Source organism: Stygiolobus sp. RP850M (genome assembly GCF_037389295.1).
Taxonomy (GTDB): domain Archaea; phylum Thermoproteota; class Thermoprotei_A; order Sulfolobales; family Sulfolobaceae; genus Stygiolobus.
In genome coordinates this window covers 24614-50330 of sequence record NZ_JBBHKU010000056.1, presented here as the reverse complement: position 1 = coordinate 50330, position 25717 = coordinate 24614, and the positions used below count along the sequence as shown (strand labels likewise).

The following is a 25717-nucleotide window of genomic DNA, read 5'->3' as shown; positions in this document are numbered from 1 at the left end:
TATTCTCAGCTGTGAAGCGCACTTTTGGGGAATCCGTCAGGGCTACAAGCTTTTTGGGACAAGTGGTTGAGGCTAAGCTCAAGTTCTGGGCTTATGCGTGGATGGTCCACTTGGCTAATTCTTTAGTTGGTAGAGCTCCGGGTATTAGGGTGTGAGCTTGCGAATAACGTTGAAATAAATATTAATTACTGAAAAATTCTCAATGTATCATATCATGCTTATGAAATAAATTGAAGAGATCAACAAAGCACCGAGGCGAGGATCTCGAGAACAGCTAATAAACCATTTTACTTCATAACTTGTAAACCAGTAGTGTATAATACAGAGAGAGTAGCAAAGAGCTTGGCCGAGTTCTTGACATAATCGCTTCAATAAGTATTAGGTCTATTGCCTATCACTTTATCTTTAGGCGTATTATTGGGTACGAAGATAAGAATGATTTCTCAAAATGGATAGAAGATAATTATGGATTGACTGAACTATCAAAGAAGCTTAGTTCACTCGACCCACAGACCTATACTGATGAGGAGATGTTAAGGGAAGATCTTCTAAAAATATTTGAGCAGGAGATGTTGTTAAAATGATAGAGAGATACGCAGAGATTATAGGAGAAAATGAATTGGATAGTATTTTTAAAATAGCCGAAAAACTAAAAGGTTTATCAATCCTTCACGTTAATTCTACTCCAGCTCGGTAGACCCAAAATCACCTCCTTAATAATAAATCTATAGTGTAAATAAGTGTTTCAATTACATTAATTGTAAAATTCTCTGGATTGAATAAATCTGGAAAAAATAAAAGAATTAATAATAATCTAAACTCCTCTCTCCCCATCTCATCCTTGATTACGGTATATAAAGAGTAGAGTACAAGGGCTAGTACGAAGATCAACGTGCGGAAAACAAACTTAGTAGAACTAGTAAATGGGAGAAAAGCCTTAATGTTCCTATATGACGTCTCTATTGGACCTCTCACCTTATTGTATAAATTCAACACTTCCCTCTTGGGCAAGTCTAGATTAGTAGCCCTAGCAAAATAAACAAACCTCTTCTTCTTTCTCCTAACCTTCTCTCTACTGTACACGAGAAGTCTGAACTTGACTTGCTCATCCTTCCTATGCCTCTTACTATTAGTCTTGTAATCACCATCAAACTCCTCATAAACCTTAACGTAACCAACTGGGACAGCAATTATGTAATTAAACTGTGAAATGAAATTGAGCACATCCACAGTGTAGAAACCGGCGTCAAGTGTTATCAACCTTATCTTGAATCCCATTGCAACAACTTGCTCCACTAGAGCCTTCACTATCTCTTCCTTAGTCATACCGTTCACTTGCGGAATAAAGGCAAGTAATAGTACTTTCCCCTTATACTTTGTTGTTGCAGTTGCGTAGTTCCACGAGCTTCCCTTTTCAGAGCTCCCGAGTCCTTTCACCGGTTTCCCGTACCACGTCTTGGTTGTCCAGTCTATTGAGAGATCTATCTCTTTTACCCCCTTCAGTACTTCTAAGGATATTTTTCTCACTCTTTCCAATAGTTTTTCAATTACCTCTATCCCTTGTTTCTCTACGTAATTCCTCACGGTTTGTGGGGATACGTCATACGCTTTGGACTTGTTCTCTACTGAATCGTTCCATAAACACGCGGAGATGAGGGTTTTTGCTACTTCTTCTCCTTTCTTTCCATTAAAGTTTAGCATGGAAAGTAATTTATATCCTATTTGTTGAATGTTATTTTGGTGAGGGAGACCGGGTATCACCATCTCCCTATCTCACGTAGTAATACTCTGTCTCCCTCACCTTAAACCTTTTCTTCAATTCTTTACACTCTTATAAATTTTTTAGGGATTAGATATTATCCTACCAGAAATATTTTTTCTAATATGATTTTGGGTCTACCGAGCTGGAGGAGGAGTAGCGGAGATTCTAAGTAAGCTAGTTCCCTTGATGAAAGAGTTAGGAATTAACACGGATTGGAAGATTATAAGAGGGGATCCTGAGTTTTTTAAAGTCACTAAGTCCTTTCATAACTCCTTACAAAACGGATTAGGAGAGCTATCACAAGGTGCATTTGAGATTTATAGAAAATGGCAAGAAATAAACGGTAACGAACTTGATTTAGATTACGATGTAGTGTTTATTCACGACCCGCAACCAGCCGGGCAAATAACCTTCAGAAAGAAAGGCAAATGGATATGGAAATGCCGTGTTGATATATCAAACCCATATCAACCAGTAGGGAACTTCCTACGTGGGTATATACAGAAATATGATTCAGTAATAGTATCTTCTGCCGTATTTGCGAGGGACGACTTAAAGAATCCCCAGTTTATAATTCCTCCATCTATAGATCCCTTGAGTATAAAGAATAGAGATATTCCAGAGATTACAGTAAAGAGAATCTTGCATAAGTTCGACTTAGATCCAGATCGCCCTATTATAACTCAAGTATTAAGATTTGATAGAGCAAAAGACCCGTCAGGTGTTATAAGGGCTTATAAATTAGTTAAGAAGCATGCAGATGTACAGCTAGCTTATGTAGGTAGTCCAGCAGCGGATGATCCTGAAGGGGAGATCGTGTATAGAGAGACTGTTCAAGCCGCTGGAGATGATAAAGACATTAAGCTTCTAATGCTACCTCCTAATAGCGATCTAGAGATTAATGCATTCCAAAGGGGATCAACTGTAGTCATGCAGAAGTCCATTAAGGAAGGGTTTGGTCTGACTGTTAGCGAAGCACTATGGAAGAAAAAGGCTGTAATAGGTGGTAATACCGGAGGCATACCCTTACAAATAATTCATGGCGTGAACGGATATCTTGTAAATACTCCGGAGGAAGCAGCGCATTACGCACTATATCTAATAAGGCAAAAGGATATAAGAGAGAAGTTGGGAAGAGCTGGAAGAGAACATGTAAGGAGAAACTTCCTCATAACTAGGGAGCTCAGGGACTATTTAATGGTAGCTACTCTTGCTCTAGGGGCTTAACTTGATTTTAGCACTAATTAATTTCTTATTATTATTTAGATCACTTAGGAAGAGGTAATAATGTATAGGGTATTGCTGGTAAAGCTCACTACATTTGATCATATAATACTTAAAGAGGTTATATGTCACTTGAGGAAATTAGGTTTCGAAGTTCATTATCTCAATGAAGTCTTGCACCTTAACATGTTTATGTTTAACTGGGACAGACTACAGTATGATGCTGAAAAAATTGTAAATTATTTATCCGAAAGATTCTCTAATTTTCCTTATGACTCAATCATAGCTATTGGTCATTTAAATGCATACATAGATAACGAGAAATACGTTATAGGACTGCACAAAGAAAAGATAGGTATTGTTTTTTCTTATAAATACGAGGATGAAAAAGGAAGTATAGATAAGTTTGTATCTAGAGTTAAAAAAGAGATTGTACATGAAATAGGACATACGTTAGGACTAAATGATTGTTCAACTCCAAGCTGTGTTATGAATAAGGTAAATTCAGTTGAGGATATAGACAAAAAAGGTTATGTTTTTTGTCCTAAATGTACAGCTTTGTTATTAAATATCAACAACAAAGGTTAGTTCATAACCATTATTGGTCTTTACTATGCTCATTTCATGATAGGTCACAGCTTTTACAACTGTTCTCCTTTCGTGTTTATCGGGGTTAAACTTCTCCCCCCACGCTATTGCATTAAGTCTTAAATTCTCGAGATCTATTTTTACTTTAAATTTTCCAAATAGAAGTAGTTCGGAATCATGATAAACTAATAAACTTTCTATCCATCTATAAAGTAAATTTTCAAGATCCATTCCGTCAATCTCTATTTCTCTACTTTCCTTAGGTTCTACCTTAGAAGTGTCTGTCATTACTTCAAACACAGCTAGAGCAGCATTTTCAAAGGCCTCATTTAGATCCTTTCCATAAGCCTTAATCCCTACGTCTGCAGTGTGATCAAAAAATTCGTATTTTTTACCGATTGACATAACCCAAGAAATTAAAAGGAAGTAAAACTTTAACTTTAACTGATATTAAATGGGAGGTAGGCAAAGAACTACAATTTTTATGAATAAAGAGGTCAAGAAAGAGGGTAAAAAGGGAACTACTACTTCACAAAGCGGCGGTAAATAAATCTCAGAGAAAATAAAATAGCAAGTGATATCAGTATTCCAAAGAACATTATACAAAAATTTTTTTGATTGTTTATATAAAATATCATAGAATCTATGATTAATAATATACTAACTAACTCATATGATTTCACTTCTTACACCTCAGTATAAGTCTATAGGTAAAGGTAATCTACTACCATATCCAGATATTAGATTAGATAAACCCGCACTAAAAGCCAGCAGTAAAAATATATAAATTGAAGGACCTAGAATCAGCGAAGTAATTAAATGAGGTAATACCTGCTGGTAAAAGTATGAGTACATATCGTTTTGGCTCGATGGAGATACAGAATAGTTTAACGGGTCAAGCCCTAAGTTATCAAGGAACTGGGGTAAATAAGGTAAACCTACGTAAAATACTATAGAAGTTCCTATCATAGCACCGCCTGCGCCCCGTCCTATCCTGAATGGAATTGCTAAGAACAGTATTCCTAAAGCTATTAGAACTCCTACATACTGATATATCAAATTCGATATTGAAATCAAACTTTCAGTGTAAGTGATAATTGTAAGTAGAATAGACATAAGTTGGCCTAAAGGGATTGTCAAAACCATACCTGCCTCGGTAACATTTAGAGTCGATATTAATACCTTCAAAACAGCATATAATACTTCCTCAAAATTCAATACCTGGTTTAACCATATCTCATAATTAGACCAACTAACCCCTAACATGTCTAGTAATTGAGTTAAGAAGGAAAGGACTGTTAAGTAAATGCTATTCCATACTATCACGTAGATAGCATCCGTTATAAGTCTGGGAGCCCATTTTTTCACTCCATATATAGGAATAGGAAGGCCGTAAATTAAGGAACCTAAAAAATAGGTTAAAGTAGCAAGAAGTTGTGCATAATAAAGTATGTCAAATATATTGTACATTTCTCACACCTGCGAGGCCACATATGATATTAGATAGAACACAGTACTCCCTATTGCTAAGAAGAAGGCGGCTATTATAGCATCTTCAAGAATATCTTGTCCTCCTCTTTTTATCCTAAATATAGGTATTGGCGAACCCCTGAGGGCCCACCCAACAGCCCACGCTAATATGAAGATACTCCAGCCTATTTCGGTTACTGTTCCAGTTAAGTTTGTTATAAAAGCTTCTAACGTCATTTCTTAGTCGAAAATATTACTTTATTTTAACGTGAGGGAGATAACTGAATTTGTTTTCCTTTTAGATACTCAACTATTACATTAACTATAGATGGCGGTGTAATGTTTTCAGTATTTATTACTAAATCAAAAACAGAGAGATCCAACATGTCTATACCATAATATCGTAAGAAACGGTCCCTATGACTTTCTTCCCTTTTTATTATTTGATCCAGAGCTTCGGCTTCTGTCATGTTATCTCTTTTGGCTACTCTCTGAGCCCTAGTATGTAGGGATGCTGTTAAGTACACGGTTAAATCCGAGTAGTTATGAAATAGCCATCCTGCAATATGGGATTCAACTACTAAGTTTTTGCTTGTTCTTATTATGTTAAATAACTCCATATCTACAGCTTTATCAATGTTAAAATCTTTTTCAGCCATTTTATTCAGTTCGATTAGTGATAACTTTTTCTCTTCTGCCATCTTTCTGAAAATCATTCCTGCTGAAACATATTCTATCTTTAAAGAACTAGCCAAAATCTTAGCTACAGATGACTTACCACTACCTGGAGGGCCACTTATTATTATTAACATCAAAACCCTCTTACTGCTAATTTTATTAATCTTTCCAAACAATCATGGCATAAATAGCCTCCAAAAGGTCTCTCAGGCCTCTTTTCAGTTTTACTGTACTTAAGAATCTTATTAGTTTTTACACCTCTTAAAGGCTTTTTACATATTGCACACAAGGCTTGTGAATTTTTCTTATCTTCATAATGAGTTACCGTTCTTCCTGAAGGTGTTCTAACCTGAACCCTTCTCAACGATCTTGACCTTTGCTGAGGAGAAGGCATATTTAAATGAATTTATCCTAAGTTTATAAAAGCTTTGGTCTCCTTAACGACAAGGGCGTAAACAGCAAGAATGACAGAATATAAACGAACAAGTTATTTATCTCGGGCTTACCGCTGATTGGGGGAGTGAGTATGGTAGAGTATGGAAAATAAACATAAGAAGGATATATATAGTTTAGAACTATTACTAAACCTACCATATAGACCGTTATGACTGTTAATGATTGGATGAACATATAATTTCTCAACTTGTTAGTATAAGTCTGGACTTCAGAAGATACAGCTCTCATTACTTTGTTTCTCCTTTTGTTAGAGGTGATAGAAGATATTCTATCTTCGTACTTTCTTATTAACAATATTGTTTTGGTCATTTTTGGATTTAAATAGAACCTATACCACAGATAGAGGATAAAATTAAATAAAAAAGATATTAAAAGTATTTCTAAAACTGTATAAAACATCTAGCAATTCACTTCATCGACCTTATTATTTCATTTGCTGCTATGCTCGGATCCCCTTCAGCGTTAATAACCACCTTCACAGTAGCTCCCACTAGCACAGCTGAGGCCATAGCAGCGTATCTAGCAAAGTTTATGGTCTCGATAATTACTTTCTCATCGCTGTAGTCTGTCCTGCTTCTCGTGGTGTCCCTTTTCTGTCTTTCAAGTATTAACCTAGGTTCCGCTTCAAGTAGGAATATAATATAGGGATTTATCTCTTCAATTACGTATTTCGGTAGCCCAGGCAGATAACCTGAAGGAGTTTTAATGACAGCGTGAGTGTCGATGAATAGCATACCATCTCCTCCTTCTTTTGCCTCTTTAGCAATGCCTTTAGCTGCATCAATTTGAAGTTGCCTCTGCTTCTCTACTGGAAGTTTTCTCATCTCATCTCTATTGTTTACATAACCAAGGCTTATTGCAGTCTTTAACATGAAGTCACCATAGTTGATTATCTTGTTATTTATACCTTCTTTATCTAAAATTTCCTTGACTTTTTGTAGAACGGTAGTTTTACCTACACCCGGAATACCAGTTACTATACCTATTTTCAACTCTCACTCACCAATAATTCTCTTTAATAACGGGTACATCTCTAGTGTCCTCTCATAGGCTAATAAATTATAGTATTGAACCGCTATAGTGACAGCTAATAACAATCCTACTCCAGTTCCATATACACCTAGAAATGTTGCTAACACAGCTATTACACCCACAATGAGTGAGCTGTAGAACCCTAACGGGTAAATATATTTAGCTAAGATAGATTCAATAACTTTCGGATTATTCCTCATACCCGGTATTTCTACTCCAGCTTCAACCATCTGTTGAGCTTGTGTAGCTGGATCCAACCCGGCAACATCGATCCATAGTATTCCGAAAACTATCGATAGGACTATAAATACAGCAGCATATATTACTGCACCTACCGGATCTAGAACTAAAGCATATACACTGTGAGGTATATTTGAAGGAGGGAAGAAGAAAGCATTAGCTATATCTCCTAGTATTGTTCCAGCAGCAGAAGATACTCCAGAGGCTATTGAGGCAAATAATTCAAAATCAGCTCCCAGAACGCTTACAAATATAACTGGAATGCTACTAACATACAAGAAGTTTAAAGGAATGGTACTTCTTATACCCCTAAGTCTAGGACTAGTAACGGGAATTTGTACATTAATATTAGTTAAATAAATTATTAGCAAAATTAATGCAATAGTTGATATTAACCCTACTAGATCCGGCTGAAATGGTGTTGTTGTGTTAGTGTTTACAATTAAGTTAAGCAAATTCTTTCCAGATACAATATACGATACTAAAGTTGGGAAAAATCCAACTGGTAAATCTTGGTTTTGAACATTAGCTATTCCAAACATATCCCAGAACATTATTTTTGTTACACCAGCAAGAATGAACAAGCTTATCCCTGATCCTAAACCCCAACCTTTCTGAATCATTTCATCTAAGAGCAAAATTATGTATGTTGCTACTATTAATTGGGTAGTCACTATTGTTGCCAAGAGTAGGCTATTAGTAGCTTTTGTAAATACATATCCGAAAAGAGCTGACTCTACGATAATGAATATGAAAGCTAATCCCTTTTCAGCTTCAGTAAACTTAATCTGGTCTTCCTCATTTGCTAAATCCATCTCTATAAGTTTAGAACCAACAAGAATTTGCATTATAAGTCCTGACGTAATTATAGGACCTATTCCCAATTGGGCTAAAGTGCCTTGAGAAGATGCAAAGATTATCTGTTCAGCTAAAAAGTTACTTAAAAAAGAATTTGTAGATGAGACGCCATACAAGGGGATTGATGACATTACTAGATATACTATAAGAGCAATAAATGACCACATTAGCTTTTGGCTCAAAGAAGGCTTTTGCTTAGGTTTAGTAACCGCTGGTAAGTATTCCCCTAATTTTTCTAAGAAGTCAACAAAACCCATTGCAATCTAAAAAGCCTTACTCCTTTGAGGTTAATATAATTTCTCCTCCTAATTGTTTAACCTTTTCGACAGCTTTTTCCGTAGCGTGTCTAACTTTTATTACAACCTTAGAAGTTAAACTACCACCAGCAAGTAACTTCTCATATCCATATTTCTCTAAATCTATTACTTGCTTACTGTTTTCCTCTGTGGGTCTAATTGTCCCATTGTCTATTAAAGTTTGAAGTTTTCTTAAGTTAATTGAATTAATAACTTTAGATGTAGGATTCCTAAATCCATGTTTACCATACCAGCCTTCTCCATACTTAACTAACCAAGACCATTTCTCCTTATGCATTCCTATAGTTCTTCCACCTTCCGCACCTCTATCCCTATGCTGTCCTTTTGTTCCCCATCCATGTGTTCTGTATCCCCTAAACTTCCTACTTTTCTTTTCTTTTCTTACTACCATCTTACACCATCCTCTTAATCAATTCATTAATTTTTTCTCCTCTATACCCAAACTCTCCATTTGAACCATAAGGTCTATTAACCTTTCCCTTAAATCCTCCTTTAGGAGGATGCAAAGTGATTGGAAGCTTAAAATAATTATCCAGCTTATTTAATTTCAGTTCGCCCTCTTTTACCTTCTTGACAAACTCTGTGTATCCACTTAGCTTCATAACCTTAGTCACAAACTCCTCATTTACCTTGTTCCCGTCAATAGTCTTCAGCCTTGTTAGCAATAAGTTTAAACCTTCATCATTTAGCTCTCCCCAAGTTACATAGGGAGCTGTCAATTTCAACATCCCCTCCAATGCCGAGCTCTTCGGATAGATCATTGCGCTAAACCTTCGTATTAGCCTTAACATCTCTAGAGTGTCTTGAATGTACCACGGTGTTGCAGCCCAACCTCTTATTCTTATGATACCAATAAGCTCAGTCATTTCTTTCTCCCCCAATCAGTCGGAGTCACAAACTTGTAAGTATTGTATAAAGCATTATAACCAGCTTTAATAAAGTTCTCCGTTGTAAACGTTGAACCCCTAGTACGCGACCAAGCGTCCCTTATTCCTGCATAAGTTAATAATGTCTTCAGAGCAGGTCCTACAACCAAGCCTGTTCCTTTCGGTGCAGGTAATAGGAACACTTCCACACTACCTGCTTTACCATAAACTTTGAAGGGAAGGCTATGAGATTCGCCACACGTACATTCCCAACTACCACATCCTCTCCTTACTGGGATAATATTAAGTTTTGCATTTCTTACCGCCTTTTGGATTGCGACTCTCAGTTGCTTAGCCTTCCCTGTGCCATAGCTTACGTAACCATCCATATTACCCATTACTATAAGTACCTTGTACTTCGATATTTCTCCGGCATCAGTTTGCTTTTGTACTATCTTTATGTCCAAAACTTCATACTTTAATTTGGGTAATAAAATGTCTACTATTTCTGGCTCCACAATGGGATAATTCTTTTCGAATAACTCTTTCATTGAAGTTATCTTCCCTTCTTTAACCATCTGCCCTATCTTAGTCCTAGGTTTCCACTCCTCTGGGTTTAAAACTGGAACTTCTTCTGCCATTATGAACCCACCTCCTTTATCTTCTTGAGGACTTCCTCAAAATGTTGAGGAAGATTTTGAGGATCTAAGCCTCTAGCCAAATACCTTGAGAATAATTTGTTATAAAACTCTGGATTCTCAGCTTGTAATTTCTTAGCATATTCGGATATATGCACGCCTTTTACTCTTTTTTCAATATCTCCTATATCTCCTACCGGAATTTGTAAACCTGCATCTATCGCACCTTTTATTGTTGCGAAGATTCTTCCTCCTTTCGTCGGCACAAATAAGCCTATATCAGCAACCGCATTCTTGACTCCAGCTTTAAGAGCCCTTAACCCTGCTAAATAGCCCGTAAGATAAGCTGCAGGTGTATTGTTAGTATCTCCCTTCCATCCGTATTTCTTCACTAGTTCTATTGAGTGAGCTACAGCTAACATTACGTCCCCCTTAGGATCGAATTTAGCAACATTAATTATTACATACTCGTTAGTTATTCTAGGTACAAACCTTATTGTGTTACTGATGACGTATATATATCTCTTATAATAATTGGTTTTACCTTCTCTCCTTCTTCTATACTTAACCTTATAATTTGAACCGTGAGCCATCTACTCCACCTTATAACCTAACTGATTTAGGAACGTTTTAACATCATTCAAGCTCTTAAACGCATTCCCCTTTGCTCTCTTATAAGCTAGCCTATAGGCCTTTTTATCGATTACATTATTATCCCTCAACCATTTGAGGTATTTTCTTATCTTTCTTATTTTGGAAATCCATTGCTCTTTCTTACCTCTCCTAGCACCGGCTTTACCTTTTCTACTACCTTCCTTACGTCTTTCCCCTCTTTTCCTCTTTTTTTCTTTTCTCTCCTTGAGTCTACCGTTACTAATACCATTACGTTCTTCTATGATTATCTTGCCATCTTTTATTAGCTTTTTCACATCCTTTCTTGTTAAAGCTTCCGCGATCTCATCAAGGTACTCTGGGTTAAATTTGACATTGTTCTCTCCAACTTTCTTTATTTGAGCAGCTAACCTCCTCTGTAAAGCCAATTCTGGCATAGTTATCACCTATTAGACACACGAATACCTAATTCGTCGGCCCTCTTTAATAACTCTAACCTTTTCTTTAACCCTAACTTGCTACTTAAAATAACGATGACCTTATCCTTCTTGTCCTTTATTTTTTCTAAGTCGGTAACGGAACTAACTAATACGGGAATAAGCCCTGAGGGGTGTAGACCTCTGATATCCTTAGGACTACCATATCCAATTTTTACTTTTGGAGAATATCCCTTTAACTCTAATCTCATTGCGTTGTCTATTCCCTTTGGTCTCCTCCATGTCTCTTGCCTCCCTATCCTATAATACTTACCCCAATCATATCTATAGAAATCTGGCTTGGAGCTTCTTATTTTTTCTATTTTTTCCTTAATTTTATAAATTTCTTTACTTCTCATTGCCAATCACCTCTTTCTTATACATGAAAATGCCATCTGAGAATACTCTTCTATCGTAACCTGTTATCTTTGCAGCCCTTTCAATGTTAGCAGCAGTCTGGGAGACATTATAAACGTCAATACCTTCTACTTCAATGTCCTCTCCTTTTACAGTTACTTTAACACCAGGTAGAATTTTAGCCCTTCTTACGTTTTTCTCACCTATTAAATTCGTTATTTGAACCTCGTCTCCAGCTACCTTTACCGTCATTGGAAAGTGAGTATATATTATCTTTAGGTAGTACCTATAGCCCTTGGTAACACCCGTTATCATATTTTCCATATGCGCTTTAATCGAGTAGAATAAAGACTTCTTTCTCCTATCCGCAAATGTAGTCTCTAAAATTATCTTATTACCCTCTTGCCTCATTAAAATCCCTTTTGCATAACCGAAATCTTTTTTGATCTCTCCTTTAGGACCTTTTATTACCAAAGTAGTGCCTTCTAACCTTGCTGTCACTTTTTCAGGAATCTGGATCTCCTCATATAAATACACTGCCTTCATCCTACCACCCTACTCAATATACATATCCAAGTGCAACTCCACCTATCCTTTCTTTCAAAGCTTCCTTATGAGCCATCACTCCTTTCGGAGTTGATATTATTAGTATTCCTATCTCTTTAGATGGTAAGTATTTTCTAACATAGTCGGGGAGAGTTAACAAGTCTTTATAAGTGAGGGGGTATCTAGGTGTAATAGGACCACATTTATTTATTCTACCCAGTAATTGCACTGTTATCTTACCTGCTCTACCATCATCAATATATTCAAACTCACCAATATAGCCCTCCTTTTGGAGTACTCTGAGCACATTTATTATTAGCTTTGATGCAGGCATGATTATTGCCTGCTTCTTCCTCCTTACTTCATTATTATAAAGTGTAGTTAACGCATTTGCGAGAGGATTTAAGGAAGGCATAACTGTCACCTCGTTTTCTTAAACCCCATATTATATGCGACTTCCCTAAAACATTGTCTGCACAAGTACATTTCGTATTTCTGAATTACAGAGTCCCTACTACCACATCTTTGGCAAACTTGAACTCCTCTACCATGCTTTCTCTCAGCTGGAGGTCTATACTTACCCATATCCATCACCCTTCTATTATTGTCACATTAAAGCTTTGCTTAAGGAATTCCATTGCCTCTTCTTTAGTTACTCTATGTCTCTTAGGTATCCTTGTATACTTTCTTCTCCTCCTCATCACCCTATAGCCAGGTTTTATCAAAGTTATGTCGACATCCATACCAAATATACCAACCTCAGGATCATACCTAGTACCTGGTATTAAAACGTGCTCAGTAATTCCAAAACCTACATTCCCATAATCGTCGAAACTCGATGCCTTAATTCTGTAGTTAACAGCAGCTAATGCTTTCTTAAGAAATTCTACAGCCTTTTCTCCCCTCAGGGTCACCTTAACTCCTATTGGTGCTCCCTTTCTTACACCGAACTCTCTTATTGATTTTCTAGCTTTAGTATATACAGGCTTAGCTCCAGTTAAATCTTGAAGTAATTGATAAGCTTTCTGTAATCTTTCCCCTGATTCCCCTAAGCCTATATTTACTGTAACTTTATCTAGAATAATCCTTCTCATAAAGTTTTTTTGAACTGCCTGCTCAGTCATAACTTCACCCCTACGTTTGGATCTAACTCGTTTTCTCCTAAGACCATCACATTTATAAGATTAGTCTGGTAGGTTGCATTACTGGATTCGAGAGTCACTATACTATATACTCTTCTTTTATATTTAGCCCATTGTATACTCTTTATTTTACCTACGATACCGACGTTTTTACCTCCCGTTATTATGGCATAGTTTCCTTCTTTTATCGAATAACTCTTAATGATGTTTTGCGAAGGTATTTCTATTTTTAATGTATCTAAAGTAGATAAATTATAGTCTTTCAATTTGTCTTTAGGTATCAACACATTCCTACCATCTTCAAGGTTTAGCTGAATGTCTCCACCCTTTTGAGTGGTCTTATTCAAAATTCTGACAAATTTATATCTAGCATCTTCTTTACTAATATTTACTATATCTAAGAATCTTAAATTATTCGGAATAAGCCTCACTCTTATATCAGCCGATAGTATCTCAACTACATCCATTAAACCTACTGGATATTTATAATCCCTTCTAACTCTACCGTCTACAAGTACTTTACCATCAAAAATTACCCTTTTTGCCTCCCTCGTAGTCTCAGCTATTTTTAGATAGTATTTTAACAGAATAGCTAAAGGTATGCTTTCGGACAGTTTATGGGGACCAGCTGAAGCCCTTATTATCCATTTATACTCTTTTTTAGGTGCCTTTAAGAACCAAGGAGCTTCAAATCGTGTAATGTGTGTCATTTTAACTTCCCTCCTTTTTATCCTCTTTTCTCTTCAGATACTCCTCTCTAGCTTTTCTTTTCCTATCAATAGTAGCGATTCTCTCTTTGTCACTAGTATCTAGCTTAGTTATCATAACTTTAGAGGCATGAACCCAAATGAAAACCGGCGTTCCATCCGCCTTCTTCCTAGTTAAACCCTCTATTGCAATCCTCCCAGTCTTAGTATTTACATCGATGACTTTACCCTCATATCCTATGTGGTTTCCTCTCATAACTTTCACGGTATCACCTTTTCTTACTGGCAATCTTTTAATTCCATATTGTTTCTCTAAATCCTCTGAAAGTTTAGCCGTTAGTAACTTATGTCTTAGATGTTTGGGTGACTCTCTTATTAATCGTCTTTGCTTAACCGGCTTAGATGAAACCATTTTAAATCACCATAGTGGCTATGCTTGCTACTTTAGGCCATCTCTCAGCAGCTTCTCTAGCAATAGGTCCTCTAATCTCCGTACCTTTAGGAGTTCCATCAGGGTTTACAATTACTACAGCATTATCTTCAAAAGATATCCACGTTCCGTCAGGTCTTCTAAAGGGCATTCTCTGCCTAACTACAACTGCCTTGAACTTCTGTTTCCTTACTTCTGGAGTCCCTTTCTTAACACTTACCATTACTAGATCAGCTATGTTAGCAAAAGGAACTCTCCTTAATACTCCTCTATATCCATAAACTCCGATAATCATAGCTTCTTTTGCGCCACTGTTATCTGCAACAACTACTCTACTGTAATGCTGTAGTGCAGGAGTGAAGCCTTTTCTACTTCCTAAAACGTTTAACTTCTCAGGCATATATCTCACCTAGACTTTCCCAAGACCACAAATGATACTGACTTAGCTATTGGTCTAGTTTCCCCGATTATAACTTTATCCCCTTCCTTTACATCTAAGCAAGGAGGTATATGAACATGAATCCTACTTCTACGCCTTTCGTATCTCTTGTACTTCGTGTTGAAATATAAATACTCTCTTTCAACCACTCCCGTCCTCATAGCTTTAAACTTTATTAAAATGCCGTCTAGTATTAACCCTCTTACTCTTAAACTCCCATGGAACGGACAGTTTTGATCATCACAAGCTTTTGAAGGAGCTTCTACACCCTCTATACCTACGCTTTTAATCAGCTGACCTTTTTTACCCATCACATCCACCTTTTCTCGGGTTTACCAACTAACTTAATCCCAGATACCACAAAAAATCTACCTTTAAAAATTATCGCGTAAATTCCATTTTCTTTTAAGAGCCTAACTTTCCTTTTACCGACGTCTATAACCAAAGTCTTATACGTTTCATCTATTATAACTCCAGATTTGTTGAGCAGAGAAGAATCAGGATAAGATAAAATAGTAACTTTTCCACCAATTAAATCCACTATTGTTTGGCCTCCTATTTAGAAGAAGACTGAGAAGTAGCTTGTTCAGTTTTCCCTTGCTTCTTCTCAGCTAAAACAATTAATATTCTTGCTATATCCTTTCTTGTATTTCTAATAGCAGCTGTATTCTTTAAAGTTCCTAATCTCGCCTCAGCCCTCAGTTTTAACATCTGTGACTGTAACTCTTTTAATTGATCGAGTAACTCTTTCACATTTTTTTCTCTAAGTTCCTTTGGATTTAAGGGCATCTTTAACTACCTCCTTTGTTCTCGTCGATGAAACTCACATTCGTAACTGTAACAGTTCCTCCTTCTTCTCCTCCCTTTGGTTTTTCTCTCAGTTCTATCTTGTCCACACTCTTCATGGGCTTTGTAATTATGACTTCAACACCGTATACACCAGGTTTTAACATCGCGATTGCTATTGCCCTATCTACAATCCTTTCTAACTGCTGTCCGCTCTTATATACAATCCCTTCTTTAAGCTTCTCATATTTTGCTCTTTCAGATGTTAACTTTCCACTAACTACAACTTCTGCACCATAAGCCCCAGCTTTCATAATTCTCCTGATTGTTATGAACGCAGCTCTCCTGAAATGATACCCTTTTTCTAGAGCTATTGCCAATCTAAATGCCATAACTCTCGCGTTAAGTTCTGGATTCTCAACTGTAGTTACGGTTATTTGCGGATTTTCTAACCCAAACAGTCTTTCCAAAATCTGCGCTAATTGCTTAATTGTCTTACCCTGCTTCCCTATAATGAAAGCAGGTCTCCCAGCATATATAACAACTCTAGTCCCAATAGGAGTTTTTATTATATCTACGCCCGCATACTCTGCATTATAGAATTGCTTAGCTAAGTATTCGTCTACCTTAACCTTAATCATAGACTTTTGTAGGAAATATTTCTTTATCAAAACCATATTTACTCCACCTCAGCCAAAACTACTTCAATATGAGAAGTGTATTTATACTTACGTGTTGCTCTGCCAAAGGCTCTAGGCATATACCTCTTTATAGTTACTCCTCTATGCGCAGCTATGTGAACTATCCTTACATTATCAATATCTAGCCCTTTTACGGTTGCATTATTTTCGGCATTTTGTAAGACTTTAAGCACATACTTTATTGCTTTTTTGGGGTATCGACCGCTCTTAACTTTCCATTTCTCTGATATGTTCGATCTATGGGATGCTCCATGAGAATATCTCCAGAAAGGTAACGCTTCTTCTTGCCTTAATACTCTTTCTAGGAAAGCTTTAGCCTCATTCAATTTCATACCTCTTACAGCTTTACAAACATTATATAAATCACGTATTGAAGAGTCCACGTTCGTTATTACAGCTTTAGCTGCTCTATCTTCAGGTATAGATAATTGAGGATAAGTCCATGAAGCCATATTTCATCCCTTCATAGCTAGGAATAGGCTTGATCTAGTTGCCTTTAATCCAGGTTCACCGTGTTCTACCTTCTTCGTAGTTATCGAGAATTCACCTAGGTAATGACCTATCATCTCCGGCGTTACTTGAAACTCAACGAACTCCTTACCATTATAAACTGCAAACTTCAAACCTACCATTTCGGGTAATATTATCATATCTCTTACGTGAGTTTTAATTACCTTATTATATTTTCCTTCTCTTAAATATTTTCTTATCTTTTCTAGAAGTCTTCTTTGCCTATCTGAAAATCCTCTAGTTAGAGACCTTCTTTGCCTTGCGGGTAAGAGCTTTATAAATTCATCCATAGGCATATTTACAAGTTCGTCTAACGTCTTACCCCTATATTTGAACTTTTTCCACTCTGATGGATATTCTATTGACACGTAATCACCCCAAATTCATATTTAAAAGTTAAATAAAAAATCATGCTCCCTCACGCCTTCCAGTCCTTCTAGCTGCTATGTGACCAACTTTCCTACCTGGAGGTGCATTCCTTGAAACAGTTGATGGCCTGCTTACGCTCTGATGTAATCCACCACCGTGTGGATGTGATACTGCGTTCATAGCAACACCCCTTACATGTGGCCATTTAGTAGCCTTAACTTTATATTTCCAATAATTATTTCCAGCTTTTAATAACGGTTTCTCTGTAATTCCTCCCCCGGCTATTACACCAATAGTCGCTCTTGCAGATGCACTTACTTGAACTATTTTTTCTGAGGTAAGCTTTATCAAGACTTTATCTCCACTTCTTCCTATTATAGTTGCGTAAGCACCAGCAGCTCTGGCGAATTTACCGCCATCCCCCCTGGTCTTTTCTACATTACAAACTACTGTTCCCTCTGGTAAGTTGCCTACTTCAACTATATTACCATTACTAACTGGAGCATCACTTCCTATCTGGATTATTTGACCTACTGTGAGTCCTTGAACAGCAGGAATGAAGAACGTTTCTCCAGTATCTAACTTAATCTGTGCAACCGGTGCATTTACCCCCGGATTATGTAGTATGTTTGTTACCTTGCCTTTATGATCCCCATTAATGTTGGGATACCTTGCTGGACCTACTCTCCTCCAACTTGGGCTTCTGAAATTAATTCCTCCACGTCCTGCTCTTTGTTGGAGCAACTTCTTACCCATTTACATCACCTTACAATATACCTAATTTGTGGGCTATTTCACTCGCATTAAACTCCTTCTTAAGCTTAACATATGCTTTTTTCTCTCCAAGCGGTGTAATGAGTGTGTTTACTTTTTCTACTTTTACATTAAACATATTTTCGATCTCTTTTTTAATTTGAGGTTTTGTAGCATTTTTATCAACTATAACTGTCAGGATATTCTGAGACTCAAGTAGTCTAATAGCTTTTTCTGTGGCTAAAAACTCTTTCACTATCATGAAATCACTCTCCCTTGTAATCTTTTAGACAAAATATCGATAGATGACTTCGTATATATTGTTAACCTACCTGGATGACCACCTGGAGCTAAATGAATAACGCTTACTAAATTAGCCGCAACTACATCCACTCCCTCTATGTTTGAGCCAGCTTTTACAATAGGAGCCTTAATGTCTGAAACAATTATAAGAGGACCCTTTGCTCTTTTATATTTCCTACCCCTCATTTTTCCTTTGCCCGCTCTTATTCTCACTCTATCTTTAACTCTCTCAATATCTTCATAAACACTGAGTTTGGGAAATACCTCGTTAACCAATACTTTAGCTTTATCTACCTTCTCTAAATCATCACTTACAACTATTGGGAGCTCTTGTGCTGAAAATCTATGACCCCTAGCTTTTACGAATTCAGGAAGTGCGGTGGCTGCAAGTGCACTTATCACTGCTAATCTTTTCTCCTTCTCATTAACTTCCTCTATTATTCTCTTTTCTGTGGTAGGAGGAAATGCTAACCTTCCACCCACGGTGTTCGGTGCTAGTGCGGCTTCCCCGCTCTGCTTAACTCTTGGAACTCTGGCTAATCCTAGGTTTATTCCAAAGCTTAATGCACTTGTTCTCTTCCCTGCCATAGGGTCTCTTCCTTTGGACTGAAGTGATTTCGTAAATTCTGAGATAAACACTCTTCTTATTAGATCTTTTCTAACCGGGTAACTAAAGAAACTTGGTAGTTCTAACTCCTCTATTTTATTACCTTGAAGATCTAGGATTGGAACCTTTTTTGATACTAGTTCTAAATACATAATTTTCACCCTTGTTGGCTGGTCAGATTTACATAAGTTATTTTAGGAGCTGACTGAGGAGTCCAAGTAGGTCTTATAGGATACCTCAAGAATAACGGCCTCTTCTTGCTGCCTATGGTGGATCCTTCAATCACTAAGTACGTGTTTCTTACTAAACCATAATTAACAAATCCTCCTGCTGGATTTATCTCTTTGAGATCTTCTCCTATCCTAAGTATCCTCTTATTATACTCAGTTCTTCTGTGGAAGCCCATCTGACCGGGTTGAGGAGTATAACTTGGGGTTGATATTGAAGGACCTCTAGCACCTATTTTTCTGCTTCCTTTTCTGTGCTTATGCCATCTCGGTAACTCAACAACACTATACCTTTTTATTACTCCTTGGAATCCTTTTCCTTTTGTCACTCCAATAATATCGATCAACTGTCCCTCCTTGAACACATTTTTCACCGGTACTTCCTTACCTAGTATTGATAGAGCATACTCGAGTTGCTGCTTTATACCGCTACCTCCACCTATTTGTATCTCAGCTACATCGGGCTTTTTCTTCCCTAAAGAGGGAACTAGATAAGGCTGTGTCACAGTTAAAACTCTTAGGGCTATTATCTTATCCAGATTATTTGTTATTTCATCAAGTTTAGCCTTCATTTTTTCCTTATCTAATTTCAGATTAGTTATCTTTCTCTCGCTCAATATCTTCATTAGCTTATCATTAATGTCCCCCCAATATTCAGTGAGAACAGCTGGTTCTCCTTTTGAGTTAATGTAGTAGGCTCTCAAGGCAACCGGTATAATTGGCGGTGTTTCTAATATAGTAACTGGAACGTATATCTCCTTTCCGTAATTTGGGGAAGTTTGTTTATCATCAATCATGAAAATATGAGTCATTCCGGCTTTGTAACCAATAAAACCGAGTAGCTTAGGCTCATTAGATTGAATTATAGGCCAGCTCTTAGGAGTTGGAAGGAACTCTCTAGACCTCTTTCTGGGACGCAAAGCTGCTGATCCACGTCTTGGCGAGGATAACTTACGATGACCCATTAAATTTCCCTCAGTCCCTCTTTCTTAAATTCCATTAGCTTATAAGTGTAACTATTTTAATTCAGTATGAAGTTAAGTAAAGCTAAGGAGGCTTGGAGAGCTTCTTCAGCTCTCACGTCTTTAACTCCTTGTTTCGGTATAAAATTTACTATAAACCCCTTAAAATCGTGCAAATCCCTTAAAACCCCGTGTTTAGGAGGGCCAATTACTAAGTATAATCCTTTCTCTTCATATACCTCCCTAATCTTGCCTTCAACCTGGCTTAGATTAGCTCCAGATCTACTGGCTATAATTACATTATCTGAATGAGTCACTCTTTCGAGCATCTTTTGATAGGATATCAATCTAGAAGTAAACCCTTTATAATAAGGGTAAAAGGAGTAAGGTTTAACCTTCTTTGCCAAGCTATCACTTACTATAACATAATCGGAATGAAAATAATCATAGGAGAACCTAAGCCCGAAATCTCCCTTTTTGCCCAGACGGATCTCTCCTTCAATAAATTCTGGCGAAACTTGGTGAGACGCAATATTGAGAGGTTGAAGAAGTCCGACCTTAGAGAGAGACTTTCTTTTAGGAATGTACTTCTTTAAGTAAGGAGGTGTAAGTGCATAATCAGAAATTTCTTTAATCAATTTCCAGCCTTTCCTCTCTTTCTCGGTCTCATATACCCATAAAACCTCGCTTACTCTGAACTCGGCTAGAGTTCTCAATACGTAAGATAGTTTTATGGTAATTTCGCTCAGTGAGCTCTCTACGTCTAAAATTGAGATAAAGAGTGTAACAATTAACTTTTTCCTTCTAGGGTAGGGAAAAATCAAGCCTTGCTTACTCCTATCGTATATGTTTCGTCTTCTATTTCCCAATCTCTAACTACTTCTCCTTTGGCTTCACCGATTGTTATTTCTTTTGCTCTAGTCTCTTCTTTTATATAATTAATCCACTTCTTAATTATAGACGCTCTCTCTTCTGGTGCTTTTATTGTAAGATTTATATAATCGTTAACATTAAGGGATAGTTCCTTCCTCATGAACTGTATTCTCCTTACAAGGTCTCTTATTATTCCTTCCTCTTCTTCCTCTTTACTAATTTCTTTATTGATTACAATTACACCTTTGTTGAACCTTGCAGAAACATACCCAAGCTGAGTTTCCTCTATAATATTGACGTGATTTACTTTTATTTGGACGGGTTGTCCTTCGATTACTGTTTCATGTATTCCTTTGTTTACAATATCGTTAGCAACATCTTCTCCGTTCTCCTCTATATAGGACACTACTTTAGCTGAAAGTTTCTTAAATTCTGGACCTATAGTTCCTTTATTAGGAAGTGCCTTTACTTTACTAAATCTCTTATAGCCCTCAATACCCTCTACTTTAACCTCCTTGGAGTTAAGCATTGACCTTAATACATCTATTATGTTACTAACTAACCTACGATCTTGCTCAGAAACTAAGAATACATATGCTTCTTTTATCGGCCACCTTAGTTTTATCTCAGCTTTAGCTCTAGCATTAAGACCAGCTTCAGCTATTTCTTTAGCCAGTTCAAATGCCTCCTCTATCTCTTTATCAATAAACTCTTCTTTTACCTCTGGTACTCTCTCCATACTAACTGACTCCAATCCGTCAACAACGAAGTCATGATAAATTTTCTCCGCTATAAAGGGAGTTACTGTAGATAGCAATATTAACGAACCTTTGAGAACCTGATACAACACATAGTACATCGCTATCTTATCAGGGTCATTAGCTTCATTCCATGCTCTCTTTCTGGTTAACCTAAGATAGAACCTACTTACATCTTCTGTTATAAACGTCGTAACCTTATTAGCCAGTTCATGAACTTTGTAGTTCTTCATTGCTTCTGTAACTTCCCTTAGCATTCTGTAGTACCTAGATAATAACCATCTATCTTCTGGTTTGAGATACCGCTTTAGTGATTCAAATGTATATTGATTCGGATCGAAGTTGTCAAGATTCATATAAGTGGATGCAAACACGTAAACGTTCCATATTACGTTAAGATCCCTCCTAGTAAGATCTAAAGACTTCCACGAGAATTTAGCGTCCTCCCAAGTAGTATTTCTCAATAGCCATAGTCTCAGAACGTCTCTACCATACTTACTGATCACTTGAGAAGGCTCAACATAGTTCCCAAGGCTCTTATGCATCTCTCTACCTTGTTCGTCAAGCATAAACCCATGAACTAAAACCGATTTGTAAGGAGCTTTATCCAGTAATATAACTCCAGCTCTTAAGAGGCTAAAGAACCAACCCCTAAGCTGATCATGCCCTTCTAACACAAGATCTACGGGACCTATCTCCTGCCAGGTTTTTTCCCAATTCTCACCTAAACTTGCAAAGAATGCTACACCGCTGTCAAACCATACGTCTGCAACATCTGGAACTCTTACAGCTTCTCCTCCACACTTATTACACCTAACTTTAACATTATCTATCCAAGGTCTGTGAAGGTCTTCAGGTACGTCGTTTATTGCAACTTTCTTCAGCTCTTCCTTACTACCTACAACTATTGTATTTCCGCATTTCTGACATACCCATATAGGTAAGGGTGTTCCCCAGAATCTTTGCCTACTTATGACCCAATCTCTAATTTCCTTAACCATATTTCCTATCCTAGTCTTCCCCCACTCAGGAACCCAATTCACGTTATCAATTTCTGACATAAGTTCGTTCTTGAGTTTAGACACGCCGATGAACCATTGTTCTATAGCTCTTAGTATTAATGGACTCTTGCATCTCCAGCATACTGGATATCTGTGAACGATTTTACCTGCATATAGTAAAGCGTTTCTATCCTTCAAGTCATTTATTATTTCATTCGCAGCCTCCCTTACCTTTTTACCCTTATACTTACCAGCCTCTTCCGTGTAGATTCCTTGGTCATTAACAAACATGAGAACGGGCATGTTATACTTTTTGCCTATTTCAAAGTCTACATCACCATGACCTGGTGCTGAATGAACTAATCCAGTACCTTCGGTCAAGGTTACATTCTCGCCTGCATCAACAACTTTATGATATCCTTCAGCTTTAGATTGTGCTGGTACTATATCTCGTAGAGGATGTTCGTATTCTAACCCTATTAATTCACCTCCCTTAAACGTCCTTAATACCTTATACTCTGTTATTCCGGCGTCTTTCATAACTTCTCTCACTCTATCCTTTGCGATGATCAAAATCTCGCCTTTTACTTCGACCTCGGCATACTCAAACTCTTTATTTATCATGATAAATACATTAGCGGGGATCGTCCATGGCGTAGTCGTCCATATGAGTAAATATTTATTTGGTGTTCCTTTAACCTTAAACTTTACATATATAGAGGGATCCTCGAGGTCTCTATACTCAGAAACTTCATAATCCGCTAGCGTAGTTTCGCATCTAGGACACCAATGTAAGACGTGGACATCTCTATATAGAAGTCCTCTTTCATATGCCTTCTTTATTACTGCCCAAGAGTTAGAAATATACGTGCTGTCCAGAGTATAGTAAGGGTTATCCCAATCCATGAAGACTCCCACGTTCTTAAAGTTCTGTGTTAAGGCTGAGGCGTTAGTTAACGCTAGTTCCCTGCATTTATTTATAAAGTTTGCAACCCCTATTTTTTCTATAATGTCTGATTTTTTTTGTATACCTAATTGCTTTTCGGTAGCAACTTCTATTGGTAAACCATGAGTATCGTAACCTGGCTGGTCGTAAGTACGATAACCAGCTAATCTCTCGTAACGTAATATACAGTCTTTTATCACTTTATTCCATACCGTACCTATGTGAGGAATGGGGCTAGAAGGATAAGGAGGTCCGTCTATGAATAGAAACTTTCTAGGTAATTTATTATTATATTCTTTAAGTTTTTTATATATATTATTATCATTCCAGTATTTTAATACTTCATCCTCCGTTTTTAGAGGATCAAATTTAGAATTTAGGGGTCTTATCTGACGCTGAGATAATTTACATCACCTTACTTGAATTATTAACTAACGTTATTTAAGCATTAACTTAGATAATGGGAAATCGCATTTACCAGCTCGTCCGTGGTACTGTTACCCCCTACATCAGGGGTTAGGTGTTTCTTTTCCTCGTATACTTTATAAATGGCATTACGCAGCGCATCTGCAGCTTTTGCATATCTATCCTCTTTAGATAAATCATACATCCTATCTAGCATCATCGCCACAGACAACAAGAATGCCGTAGGATTTGCTACATTTTTGCCAGCAATATCGAAAGCGGCACCATGAACGGGTTCAAATAAAGACTTTTTATCCCCAATATTTGCAGAAGGAGATATACCCAAGCTTCCAGCTATTTGTCCAGCCTCATCACTTAGTATATCCCCATAAACGTTCTCTGTAACTATTACATCAAACATATTAGGATTTCTCACCAAATTAGCGGCAGCCGCATCGACGTACATCTCAGAATAGTCGACTTTACCCTTTAGCACACTTCTACATGCCTCTGCAAATAAACCATCCGTAACCCTCATTACATTAGATTTGTGAACGCACGTTACTTTCTTCCTTCTTTTTAAAGCTTCATTTAACGCCACTTGGGCTATTCTTACTGAGGCTTTCCATGTAATTATTTTCATACCTACCGCTACCCCGTCAGCCACAATATACTCAAAGCCCTTATAAAGATCCTCTGTGTTTTCTCTCACAACCAAAATGTCTACATTCGAGTACTTACTTTCAACATTTGGTAGAGACTTAGCAGGCCTTAAGTTGGCGTACATATCATACATAAGTCTTAGTTTTACAACAACATCAGCAGCTGACTCCCCTACAGGTCCCTTAAGGATCATATCAGTCTTATCTATAATTTTAAGACTTTCTTTAGGTAATGCCTCCCCGTATTTAGCTAGAGCCCTATCACCGGCCTCTACCTCTACATAGTTTATAGGTAAGCTGTATATTTCATTGAGTTTAGCTAAGATTATTTTTGACTTTGACACTATTTCTGGACCTATCCCATCTCCTTGAATAAGGGCTACTGTGAAGCTCATCATAATAAGCATTATAAACTGATTTTTAACCCTTTAGCATTAATTAATGCGACAAGATCCCTAAGAATTTCCAAAAGATTAGGCGATAGCCTGGCTATAGTTTTCACTTCATACTGTATCACTGTTGAATACGTTTCCAATTCCTCCTTCGAGTAAATATCGAGTCTCGTTACATGCACAAGTAAATCAATAAATAGTGAATCGCTCCTGCTGAACGCTTTATAGATAACTCCTTCATTAATTATTTTTACAAATCTATACTCGAAAATAGAGAATTCCTCTTTTACTTCCGCTTCTTTGCAGTTAGAAAGAATACTTATGGCATTTTCTAAGTAAGGGATACCGTCGTATATTTTTTTCCCTAAGTCAGGACTGTTTTCGTCAAATAAAAGTTTGTAGAAAATCATAGGATCGTGAGTAACGTTAATTATGCATGAGTTTCTGGCTTTTAGATTATAATAAGTTAACGTATTCCTAAAAATTTTTGAAAAGTAATTATTTCCGTCCCTAATTATACCGATAGGAGAAAGATTTTCAGATATTCCTGAGGTTCCGAGTATGATCTCAAAAACTCCATTGTGAGGGAATACCTTATTTATGTAATCTTCAACCACACTCATA

The 25717-nt window shown here is 37.1% G+C and carries 37 protein-coding genes and 3 pseudogenes; 4 read left to right on the top strand and 36 right to left on the bottom strand.

The genetic code is table 11. The features are described 5' to 3' along the window. Both WIW52_RS07250 and WIW52_RS11290 read left to right on the top strand, forming a co-directional pair. Window positions 1-155, top strand: a pseudogene (locus WIW52_RS07250) (IS5/IS1182 family transposase); the annotation flags it as partial. Between the two features lie 106 nt (window positions 156-261). Continuing rightward, a pseudogene (locus WIW52_RS11290) lies at window positions 262-584 on the top strand (DUF5752 family protein). 121 nt (window positions 585-705) lie between these two features. On the opposite strand, the gene WIW52_RS07245 reads toward WIW52_RS11290, so the two are convergent. Continuing rightward, on the bottom strand, window positions 706-1764 hold the full coding sequence (locus WIW52_RS07245) for an ISH3 family transposase (RefSeq protein ID WP_337709555.1): 1059 nt from the start codon (window positions 1762-1764) through the stop codon (window positions 706-708). Window positions 1765-1900: 136 nt separating this feature from the next. On the opposite strand from WIW52_RS07245, the pseudogene WIW52_RS07240 reads away from it, so the two are divergent. Both WIW52_RS07240 and WIW52_RS07235 read left to right on the top strand, forming a co-directional pair. Beyond that, window positions 1901-2989 (top strand): annotated as a pseudogene (locus tag WIW52_RS07240) (glycosyltransferase); the annotation flags it as partial. Between the two features lie 60 nt (window positions 2990-3049). Then, on the top strand, window positions 3050-3574 hold the full coding sequence (locus WIW52_RS07235) for an archemetzincin (RefSeq protein ID WP_337709553.1): 525 nt from the start codon (window positions 3050-3052) through the stop codon (window positions 3572-3574). Here the strand turns inward: WIW52_RS07235 and WIW52_RS07230 are convergent. From WIW52_RS07230 to WIW52_RS07060, 35 genes are all read right to left on the bottom strand, one after another. Continuing rightward, window positions 3551-3979, bottom strand: coding sequence for an archease (locus WIW52_RS07230; protein WP_337709551.1), 429 nt, complete (start codon window positions 3977-3979; stop codon window positions 3551-3553). The genes WIW52_RS07235 and WIW52_RS07230 overlap by 24 nt on opposite strands. Window positions 3980-4267: 288 nt before the next feature. Continuing rightward, window positions 4268-5044 (bottom strand): DNA import protein CedA, encoded by a 777-nt coding sequence (gene cedA / locus WIW52_RS07225; protein WP_337700672.1) that lies wholly within the window; start codon window positions 5042-5044, stop codon window positions 4268-4270. A gap of 3 nt (window positions 5045-5047) precedes the next feature. Next, the gene (gene cedA1 / locus WIW52_RS07220) at window positions 5048-5281 is read right to left on the bottom strand and encodes a DNA import protein CedA1 (protein WP_337700674.1); all 234 of its coding nucleotides are present in this window, start codon (window positions 5279-5281) and stop codon (window positions 5048-5050) included. Window positions 5282-5307: 26 nt separating this feature from the next. Then, complete coding sequence (gene cmk / locus WIW52_RS07215) at window positions 5308-5856, bottom strand: (d)CMP kinase (protein ID WP_337709549.1); 549 nt, start codon at window positions 5854-5856, stop codon at window positions 5308-5310. Beyond that, entirely contained in the window at window positions 5856-6116 is a 261-nt protein-coding gene (locus tag WIW52_RS07210) for a 50S ribosomal protein L34e (protein ID WP_337709547.1), read from the bottom strand. Before WIW52_RS07210 ends, cmk begins: the two co-directional genes overlap by 1 nt. Before the next feature lie 23 nt (window positions 6117-6139). Further along, on the bottom strand, window positions 6140-6472 hold the full coding sequence (locus WIW52_RS07205; RefSeq protein ID WP_337700680.1) for a hypothetical protein: 333 nt from the start codon (window positions 6470-6472) through the stop codon (window positions 6140-6142). Between the two features lie 113 nt (window positions 6473-6585). Continuing rightward, a complete protein-coding gene (locus WIW52_RS07200) occupies window positions 6586-7170 on the bottom strand; it encodes an adenylate kinase (protein ID WP_156005171.1) in 585 nt (194 codons plus the stop codon). Window positions 7171-7173: 3 nt separating this feature from the next. Beyond that, a complete protein-coding gene (gene secY / locus WIW52_RS07195) occupies window positions 7174-8565 on the bottom strand; it encodes a preprotein translocase subunit SecY (protein WP_337709546.1) in 1392 nt (463 codons plus the stop codon). Between the two features lie 16 nt (window positions 8566-8581). Next, complete coding sequence (locus WIW52_RS07190; RefSeq protein ID WP_337709545.1) at window positions 8582-9016, bottom strand: uL15 family ribosomal protein; 435 nt, start codon at window positions 9014-9016, stop codon at window positions 8582-8584. A gap of 1 nt (window position 9017) precedes the next feature. Beyond that, a complete protein-coding gene (locus WIW52_RS07185) occupies window positions 9018-9491 on the bottom strand; it encodes a 50S ribosomal protein L30 (protein ID WP_337709543.1) in 474 nt (157 codons plus the stop codon). After that, window positions 9488-10132 (bottom strand): 30S ribosomal protein S5, encoded by a 645-nt coding sequence (locus WIW52_RS07180; protein ID WP_337700686.1) that lies wholly within the window; start codon window positions 10130-10132, stop codon window positions 9488-9490. The genes WIW52_RS07185 and WIW52_RS07180 overlap by 4 nt, the downstream gene beginning before the upstream one ends. Beyond that, window positions 10132-10722 carry a 50S ribosomal protein L18 gene (locus WIW52_RS07175; RefSeq protein ID WP_337700688.1) on the bottom strand — a complete coding sequence of 197 codons (591 nt, stop codon included), beginning with the start codon at window positions 10720-10722 and terminating at the stop codon, window positions 10132-10134. Before WIW52_RS07175 ends, WIW52_RS07180 begins: the two co-directional genes overlap by 1 nt. After that, entirely contained in the window at window positions 10723-11178 is a 456-nt protein-coding gene (locus WIW52_RS07170; protein ID WP_337700691.1) for a 50S ribosomal protein L19e, read from the bottom strand. 5 nt (window positions 11179-11183) lie between these two features. Continuing rightward, complete coding sequence (locus tag WIW52_RS07165; RefSeq protein WP_337709541.1) at window positions 11184-11576, bottom strand: 50S ribosomal protein L32e; 393 nt, start codon at window positions 11574-11576, stop codon at window positions 11184-11186. After that, window positions 11566-12120 carry a 50S ribosomal protein L6 gene (locus WIW52_RS07160; protein WP_337709539.1) on the bottom strand — a complete coding sequence of 185 codons (555 nt, stop codon included), beginning with the start codon at window positions 12118-12120 and terminating at the stop codon, window positions 11566-11568. Before WIW52_RS07160 ends, WIW52_RS07165 begins: the two co-directional genes overlap by 11 nt. A gap of 13 nt (window positions 12121-12133) precedes the next feature. Then, a complete protein-coding gene (locus tag WIW52_RS07155; protein ID WP_337700697.1) occupies window positions 12134-12535 on the bottom strand; it encodes a 30S ribosomal protein S8 in 402 nt (133 codons plus the stop codon). Between the two features lie 5 nt (window positions 12536-12540). Beyond that, window positions 12541-12705: a 30S ribosomal protein S14 gene (locus tag WIW52_RS07150; RefSeq protein WP_337700699.1), complete on the bottom strand. Its 165-nt coding sequence runs from the start codon at window positions 12703-12705 to the stop codon at window positions 12541-12543. A gap of 5 nt (window positions 12706-12710) precedes the next feature. Then, window positions 12711-13244 (bottom strand): 50S ribosomal protein L5, encoded by a 534-nt coding sequence (locus WIW52_RS07145; protein ID WP_337709538.1) that lies wholly within the window; start codon window positions 13242-13244, stop codon window positions 12711-12713. Continuing rightward, a complete protein-coding gene (locus tag WIW52_RS07140) occupies window positions 13241-13972 on the bottom strand; it encodes a 30S ribosomal protein S4e (RefSeq protein ID WP_337709537.1) in 732 nt (243 codons plus the stop codon). The genes WIW52_RS07145 and WIW52_RS07140 overlap by 4 nt, the downstream gene beginning before the upstream one ends. A gap of 1 nt (window position 13973) precedes the next feature. Beyond that, window positions 13974-14381, bottom strand: a complete 408-nt coding sequence (rplX, locus tag WIW52_RS07135; RefSeq protein ID WP_337709536.1) for a 50S ribosomal protein L24 — start codon at window positions 14379-14381, stop codon at window positions 13974-13976. Window position 14382: 1 nt separating this feature from the next. Further along, the gene (locus WIW52_RS07130) at window positions 14383-14799 is read right to left on the bottom strand and encodes a 50S ribosomal protein L14 (protein WP_337700706.1); all 417 of its coding nucleotides are present in this window, start codon (window positions 14797-14799) and stop codon (window positions 14383-14385) included. Window positions 14800-14804: 5 nt separating this feature from the next. Then, on the bottom strand, window positions 14805-15149 hold the full coding sequence (locus WIW52_RS07125) for a 30S ribosomal protein S17 (protein WP_337700708.1): 345 nt from the start codon (window positions 15147-15149) through the stop codon (window positions 14805-14807). Beyond that, the gene (locus WIW52_RS07120) at window positions 15149-15379 is read right to left on the bottom strand and encodes a ribonuclease P protein subunit (protein WP_337709534.1); all 231 of its coding nucleotides are present in this window, start codon (window positions 15377-15379) and stop codon (window positions 15149-15151) included. The genes WIW52_RS07125 and WIW52_RS07120 overlap by 1 nt, the downstream gene beginning before the upstream one ends. Before the next feature lie 14 nt (window positions 15380-15393). Next, window positions 15394-15627, bottom strand: coding sequence for a 50S ribosomal protein L29 (gene rpmC, locus WIW52_RS07115; protein WP_337709532.1), 234 nt, complete (start codon window positions 15625-15627; stop codon window positions 15394-15396). Window positions 15628-15629: 2 nt separating this feature from the next. Further along, complete coding sequence (locus WIW52_RS07110; protein WP_337709531.1) at window positions 15630-16301, bottom strand: 30S ribosomal protein S3; 672 nt, start codon at window positions 16299-16301, stop codon at window positions 15630-15632. 2 nt (window positions 16302-16303) lie between these two features. Next, entirely contained in the window at window positions 16304-16777 is a 474-nt protein-coding gene (locus WIW52_RS07105) for a 50S ribosomal protein L22 (RefSeq protein WP_337709530.1), read from the bottom strand. 3 nt (window positions 16778-16780) lie between these two features. Next, entirely contained in the window at window positions 16781-17203 is a 423-nt protein-coding gene (locus WIW52_RS07100; RefSeq protein WP_337700719.1) for a 30S ribosomal protein S19, read from the bottom strand. Window positions 17204-17243: 40 nt separating this feature from the next. Then, a complete protein-coding gene (locus WIW52_RS07095; protein WP_337709528.1) occupies window positions 17244-17960 on the bottom strand; it encodes a 50S ribosomal protein L2 in 717 nt (238 codons plus the stop codon). 10 nt (window positions 17961-17970) lie between these two features. Then, window positions 17971-18219, bottom strand: coding sequence for a 50S ribosomal protein L23 (locus tag WIW52_RS07090; protein ID WP_337700724.1), 249 nt, complete (start codon window positions 18217-18219; stop codon window positions 17971-17973). Next, window positions 18216-19019, bottom strand: a complete 804-nt coding sequence (rpl4p, locus tag WIW52_RS07085; RefSeq protein WP_337709527.1) for a 50S ribosomal protein L4 — start codon at window positions 19017-19019, stop codon at window positions 18216-18218. The genes WIW52_RS07090 and rpl4p overlap by 4 nt, the downstream gene beginning before the upstream one ends. Window positions 19020-19024: 5 nt before the next feature. Continuing rightward, window positions 19025-20059, bottom strand: coding sequence for a 50S ribosomal protein L3 (locus tag WIW52_RS07080; RefSeq protein ID WP_337700728.1), 1035 nt, complete (start codon window positions 20057-20059; stop codon window positions 19025-19027). 56 nt (window positions 20060-20115) lie between these two features. Further along, complete coding sequence (locus WIW52_RS07075) at window positions 20116-20880, bottom strand: putative RNA uridine N3 methyltransferase (protein ID WP_337700730.1); 765 nt, start codon at window positions 20878-20880, stop codon at window positions 20116-20118. Further along, window positions 20877-24023: an isoleucine--tRNA ligase gene (ileS, locus tag WIW52_RS07070; protein ID WP_337709565.1), complete on the bottom strand. Its 3147-nt coding sequence runs from the start codon at window positions 24021-24023 to the stop codon at window positions 20877-20879. The genes WIW52_RS07075 and ileS overlap by 4 nt, the downstream gene beginning before the upstream one ends. 59 nt (window positions 24024-24082) lie before the next feature. Beyond that, window positions 24083-25096 carry a 3-isopropylmalate dehydrogenase gene (leuB, locus tag WIW52_RS07065; protein ID WP_337709563.1) on the bottom strand — a complete coding sequence of 338 codons (1014 nt, stop codon included), beginning with the start codon at window positions 25094-25096 and terminating at the stop codon, window positions 24083-24085. 11 nt (window positions 25097-25107) lie between these two features. Continuing rightward, window positions 25108-25716 (bottom strand): DUF447 domain-containing protein, encoded by a 609-nt coding sequence (locus WIW52_RS07060; protein ID WP_337709525.1) that lies wholly within the window; start codon window positions 25714-25716, stop codon window positions 25108-25110. Window position 25717 lies beyond the last annotated feature (1 nt).

Excerpts from the sequence above, each read along its gene's own strand:
- WIW52_RS07245 (WP_337709555.1), bottom strand. The coding sequence starts at position 1,764 with ATGGTGATACCCGGTCTCCCTCACCAAAATAACATTCAACAAATAGGA.
- WIW52_RS07235 (WP_337709553.1), top strand. The coding sequence starts at position 3,050 with ATGTATAGGGTATTGCTGGTAAAGCTCACTACATTTGATCATATAATA.
- WIW52_RS07230 (WP_337709551.1), bottom strand. The coding sequence starts at position 3,979 with ATGTCAATCGGTAAAAAATACGAATTTTTTGATCACACTGCAGACGTA.
- cedA (WP_337700672.1), bottom strand. The coding sequence starts at position 5,044 with ATGTACAATATATTTGACATACTTTATTATGCACAACTTCTTGCTACT.
- cedA1 (WP_337700674.1), bottom strand. The coding sequence starts at position 5,281 with ATGACGTTAGAAGCTTTTATAACAAACTTAACTGGAACAGTAACCGAA.
- cmk (WP_337709549.1), bottom strand. The coding sequence starts at position 5,856 with ATGTTAATAATAATAAGTGGCCCTCCAGGTAGTGGTAAGTCATCTGTA.
- WIW52_RS07210 (WP_337709547.1), bottom strand. The coding sequence starts at position 6,116 with ATGCCTTCTCCTCAGCAAAGGTCAAGATCGTTGAGAAGGGTTCAGGTT.
- secY (WP_337709546.1), bottom strand. The coding sequence starts at position 8,565 with ATGGGTTTTGTTGACTTCTTAGAAAAATTAGGGGAATACTTACCAGCG.
- WIW52_RS07190 (WP_337709545.1), bottom strand. The coding sequence starts at position 9,016 with ATGGTAGTAAGAAAAGAAAAGAAAAGTAGGAAGTTTAGGGGATACAGA.
- WIW52_RS07185 (WP_337709543.1), bottom strand. The coding sequence starts at position 9,491 with ATGACTGAGCTTATTGGTATCATAAGAATAAGAGGTTGGGCTGCAACA.
- WIW52_RS07180 (WP_337700686.1), bottom strand. The coding sequence starts at position 10,132 with ATGGCAGAAGAAGTTCCAGTTTTAAACCCAGAGGAGTGGAAACCTAGG.
- WIW52_RS07175 (WP_337700688.1), bottom strand. The coding sequence starts at position 10,722 with ATGGCTCACGGTTCAAATTATAAGGTTAAGTATAGAAGAAGGAGAGAA.
- WIW52_RS07170 (WP_337700691.1), bottom strand. The coding sequence starts at position 11,178 with ATGCCAGAATTGGCTTTACAGAGGAGGTTAGCTGCTCAAATAAAGAAA.
- WIW52_RS07165 (WP_337709541.1), bottom strand. The coding sequence starts at position 11,576 with ATGAGAAGTAAAGAAATTTATAAAATTAAGGAAAAAATAGAAAAAATA.
- WIW52_RS07160 (WP_337709539.1), bottom strand. The coding sequence starts at position 12,120 with ATGAAGGCAGTGTATTTATATGAGGAGATCCAGATTCCTGAAAAAGTG.
- WIW52_RS07155 (WP_337700697.1), bottom strand. The coding sequence starts at position 12,535 with ATGCCTTCCTTAAATCCTCTCGCAAATGCGTTAACTACACTTTATAAT.
- WIW52_RS07150 (WP_337700699.1), bottom strand. The coding sequence starts at position 12,705 with ATGGGTAAGTATAGACCTCCAGCTGAGAGAAAGCATGGTAGAGGAGTT.
- WIW52_RS07145 (WP_337709538.1), bottom strand. The coding sequence starts at position 13,244 with ATGACTGAGCAGGCAGTTCAAAAAAACTTTATGAGAAGGATTATTCTA.
- WIW52_RS07140 (WP_337709537.1), bottom strand. The coding sequence starts at position 13,972 with ATGACACACATTACACGATTTGAAGCTCCTTGGTTCTTAAAGGCACCT.
- rplX (WP_337709536.1), bottom strand. The coding sequence starts at position 14,381 with ATGGTTTCATCTAAGCCGGTTAAGCAAAGACGATTAATAAGAGAGTCA.
- WIW52_RS07130 (WP_337700706.1), bottom strand. The coding sequence starts at position 14,799 with ATGCCTGAGAAGTTAAACGTTTTAGGAAGTAGAAAAGGCTTCACTCCT.
- WIW52_RS07125 (WP_337700708.1), bottom strand. The coding sequence starts at position 15,149 with ATGGGTAAAAAAGGTCAGCTGATTAAAAGCGTAGGTATAGAGGGTGTA.
- rpmC (WP_337709532.1), bottom strand. The coding sequence starts at position 15,627 with ATGCCCTTAAATCCAAAGGAACTTAGAGAAAAAAATGTGAAAGAGTTA.
- WIW52_RS07110 (WP_337709531.1), bottom strand. The coding sequence starts at position 16,301 with ATGGTTTTGATAAAGAAATATTTCCTACAAAAGTCTATGATTAAGGTT.
- WIW52_RS07105 (WP_337709530.1), bottom strand. The coding sequence starts at position 16,777 with ATGGCTTCATGGACTTATCCTCAATTATCTATACCTGAAGATAGAGCA.
- WIW52_RS07095 (WP_337709528.1), bottom strand. The coding sequence starts at position 17,960 with ATGGGTAAGAAGTTGCTCCAACAAAGAGCAGGACGTGGAGGAATTAAT.
- WIW52_RS07090 (WP_337700724.1), bottom strand. The coding sequence starts at position 18,219 with ATGATAGTGAAAGAGTTTTTAGCCACAGAAAAAGCTATTAGACTACTT.
- rpl4p (WP_337709527.1), bottom strand. The coding sequence starts at position 19,019 with ATGTATTTAGAACTAGTATCAAAAAAGGTTCCAATCCTAGATCTTCAA.
- WIW52_RS07080 (WP_337700728.1), bottom strand. The coding sequence starts at position 20,059 with ATGGGTCATCGTAAGTTATCCTCGCCAAGACGTGGATCAGCAGCTTTG.
- leuB (WP_337709563.1), bottom strand. The coding sequence starts at position 25,096 with ATGAGCTTCACAGTAGCCCTTATTCAAGGAGATGGGATAGGTCCAGAA.
- WIW52_RS07060 (WP_337709525.1), bottom strand. The coding sequence starts at position 25,716 with ATGAGTGTGGTTGAAGATTACATAAATAAGGTATTCCCTCACAATGGA.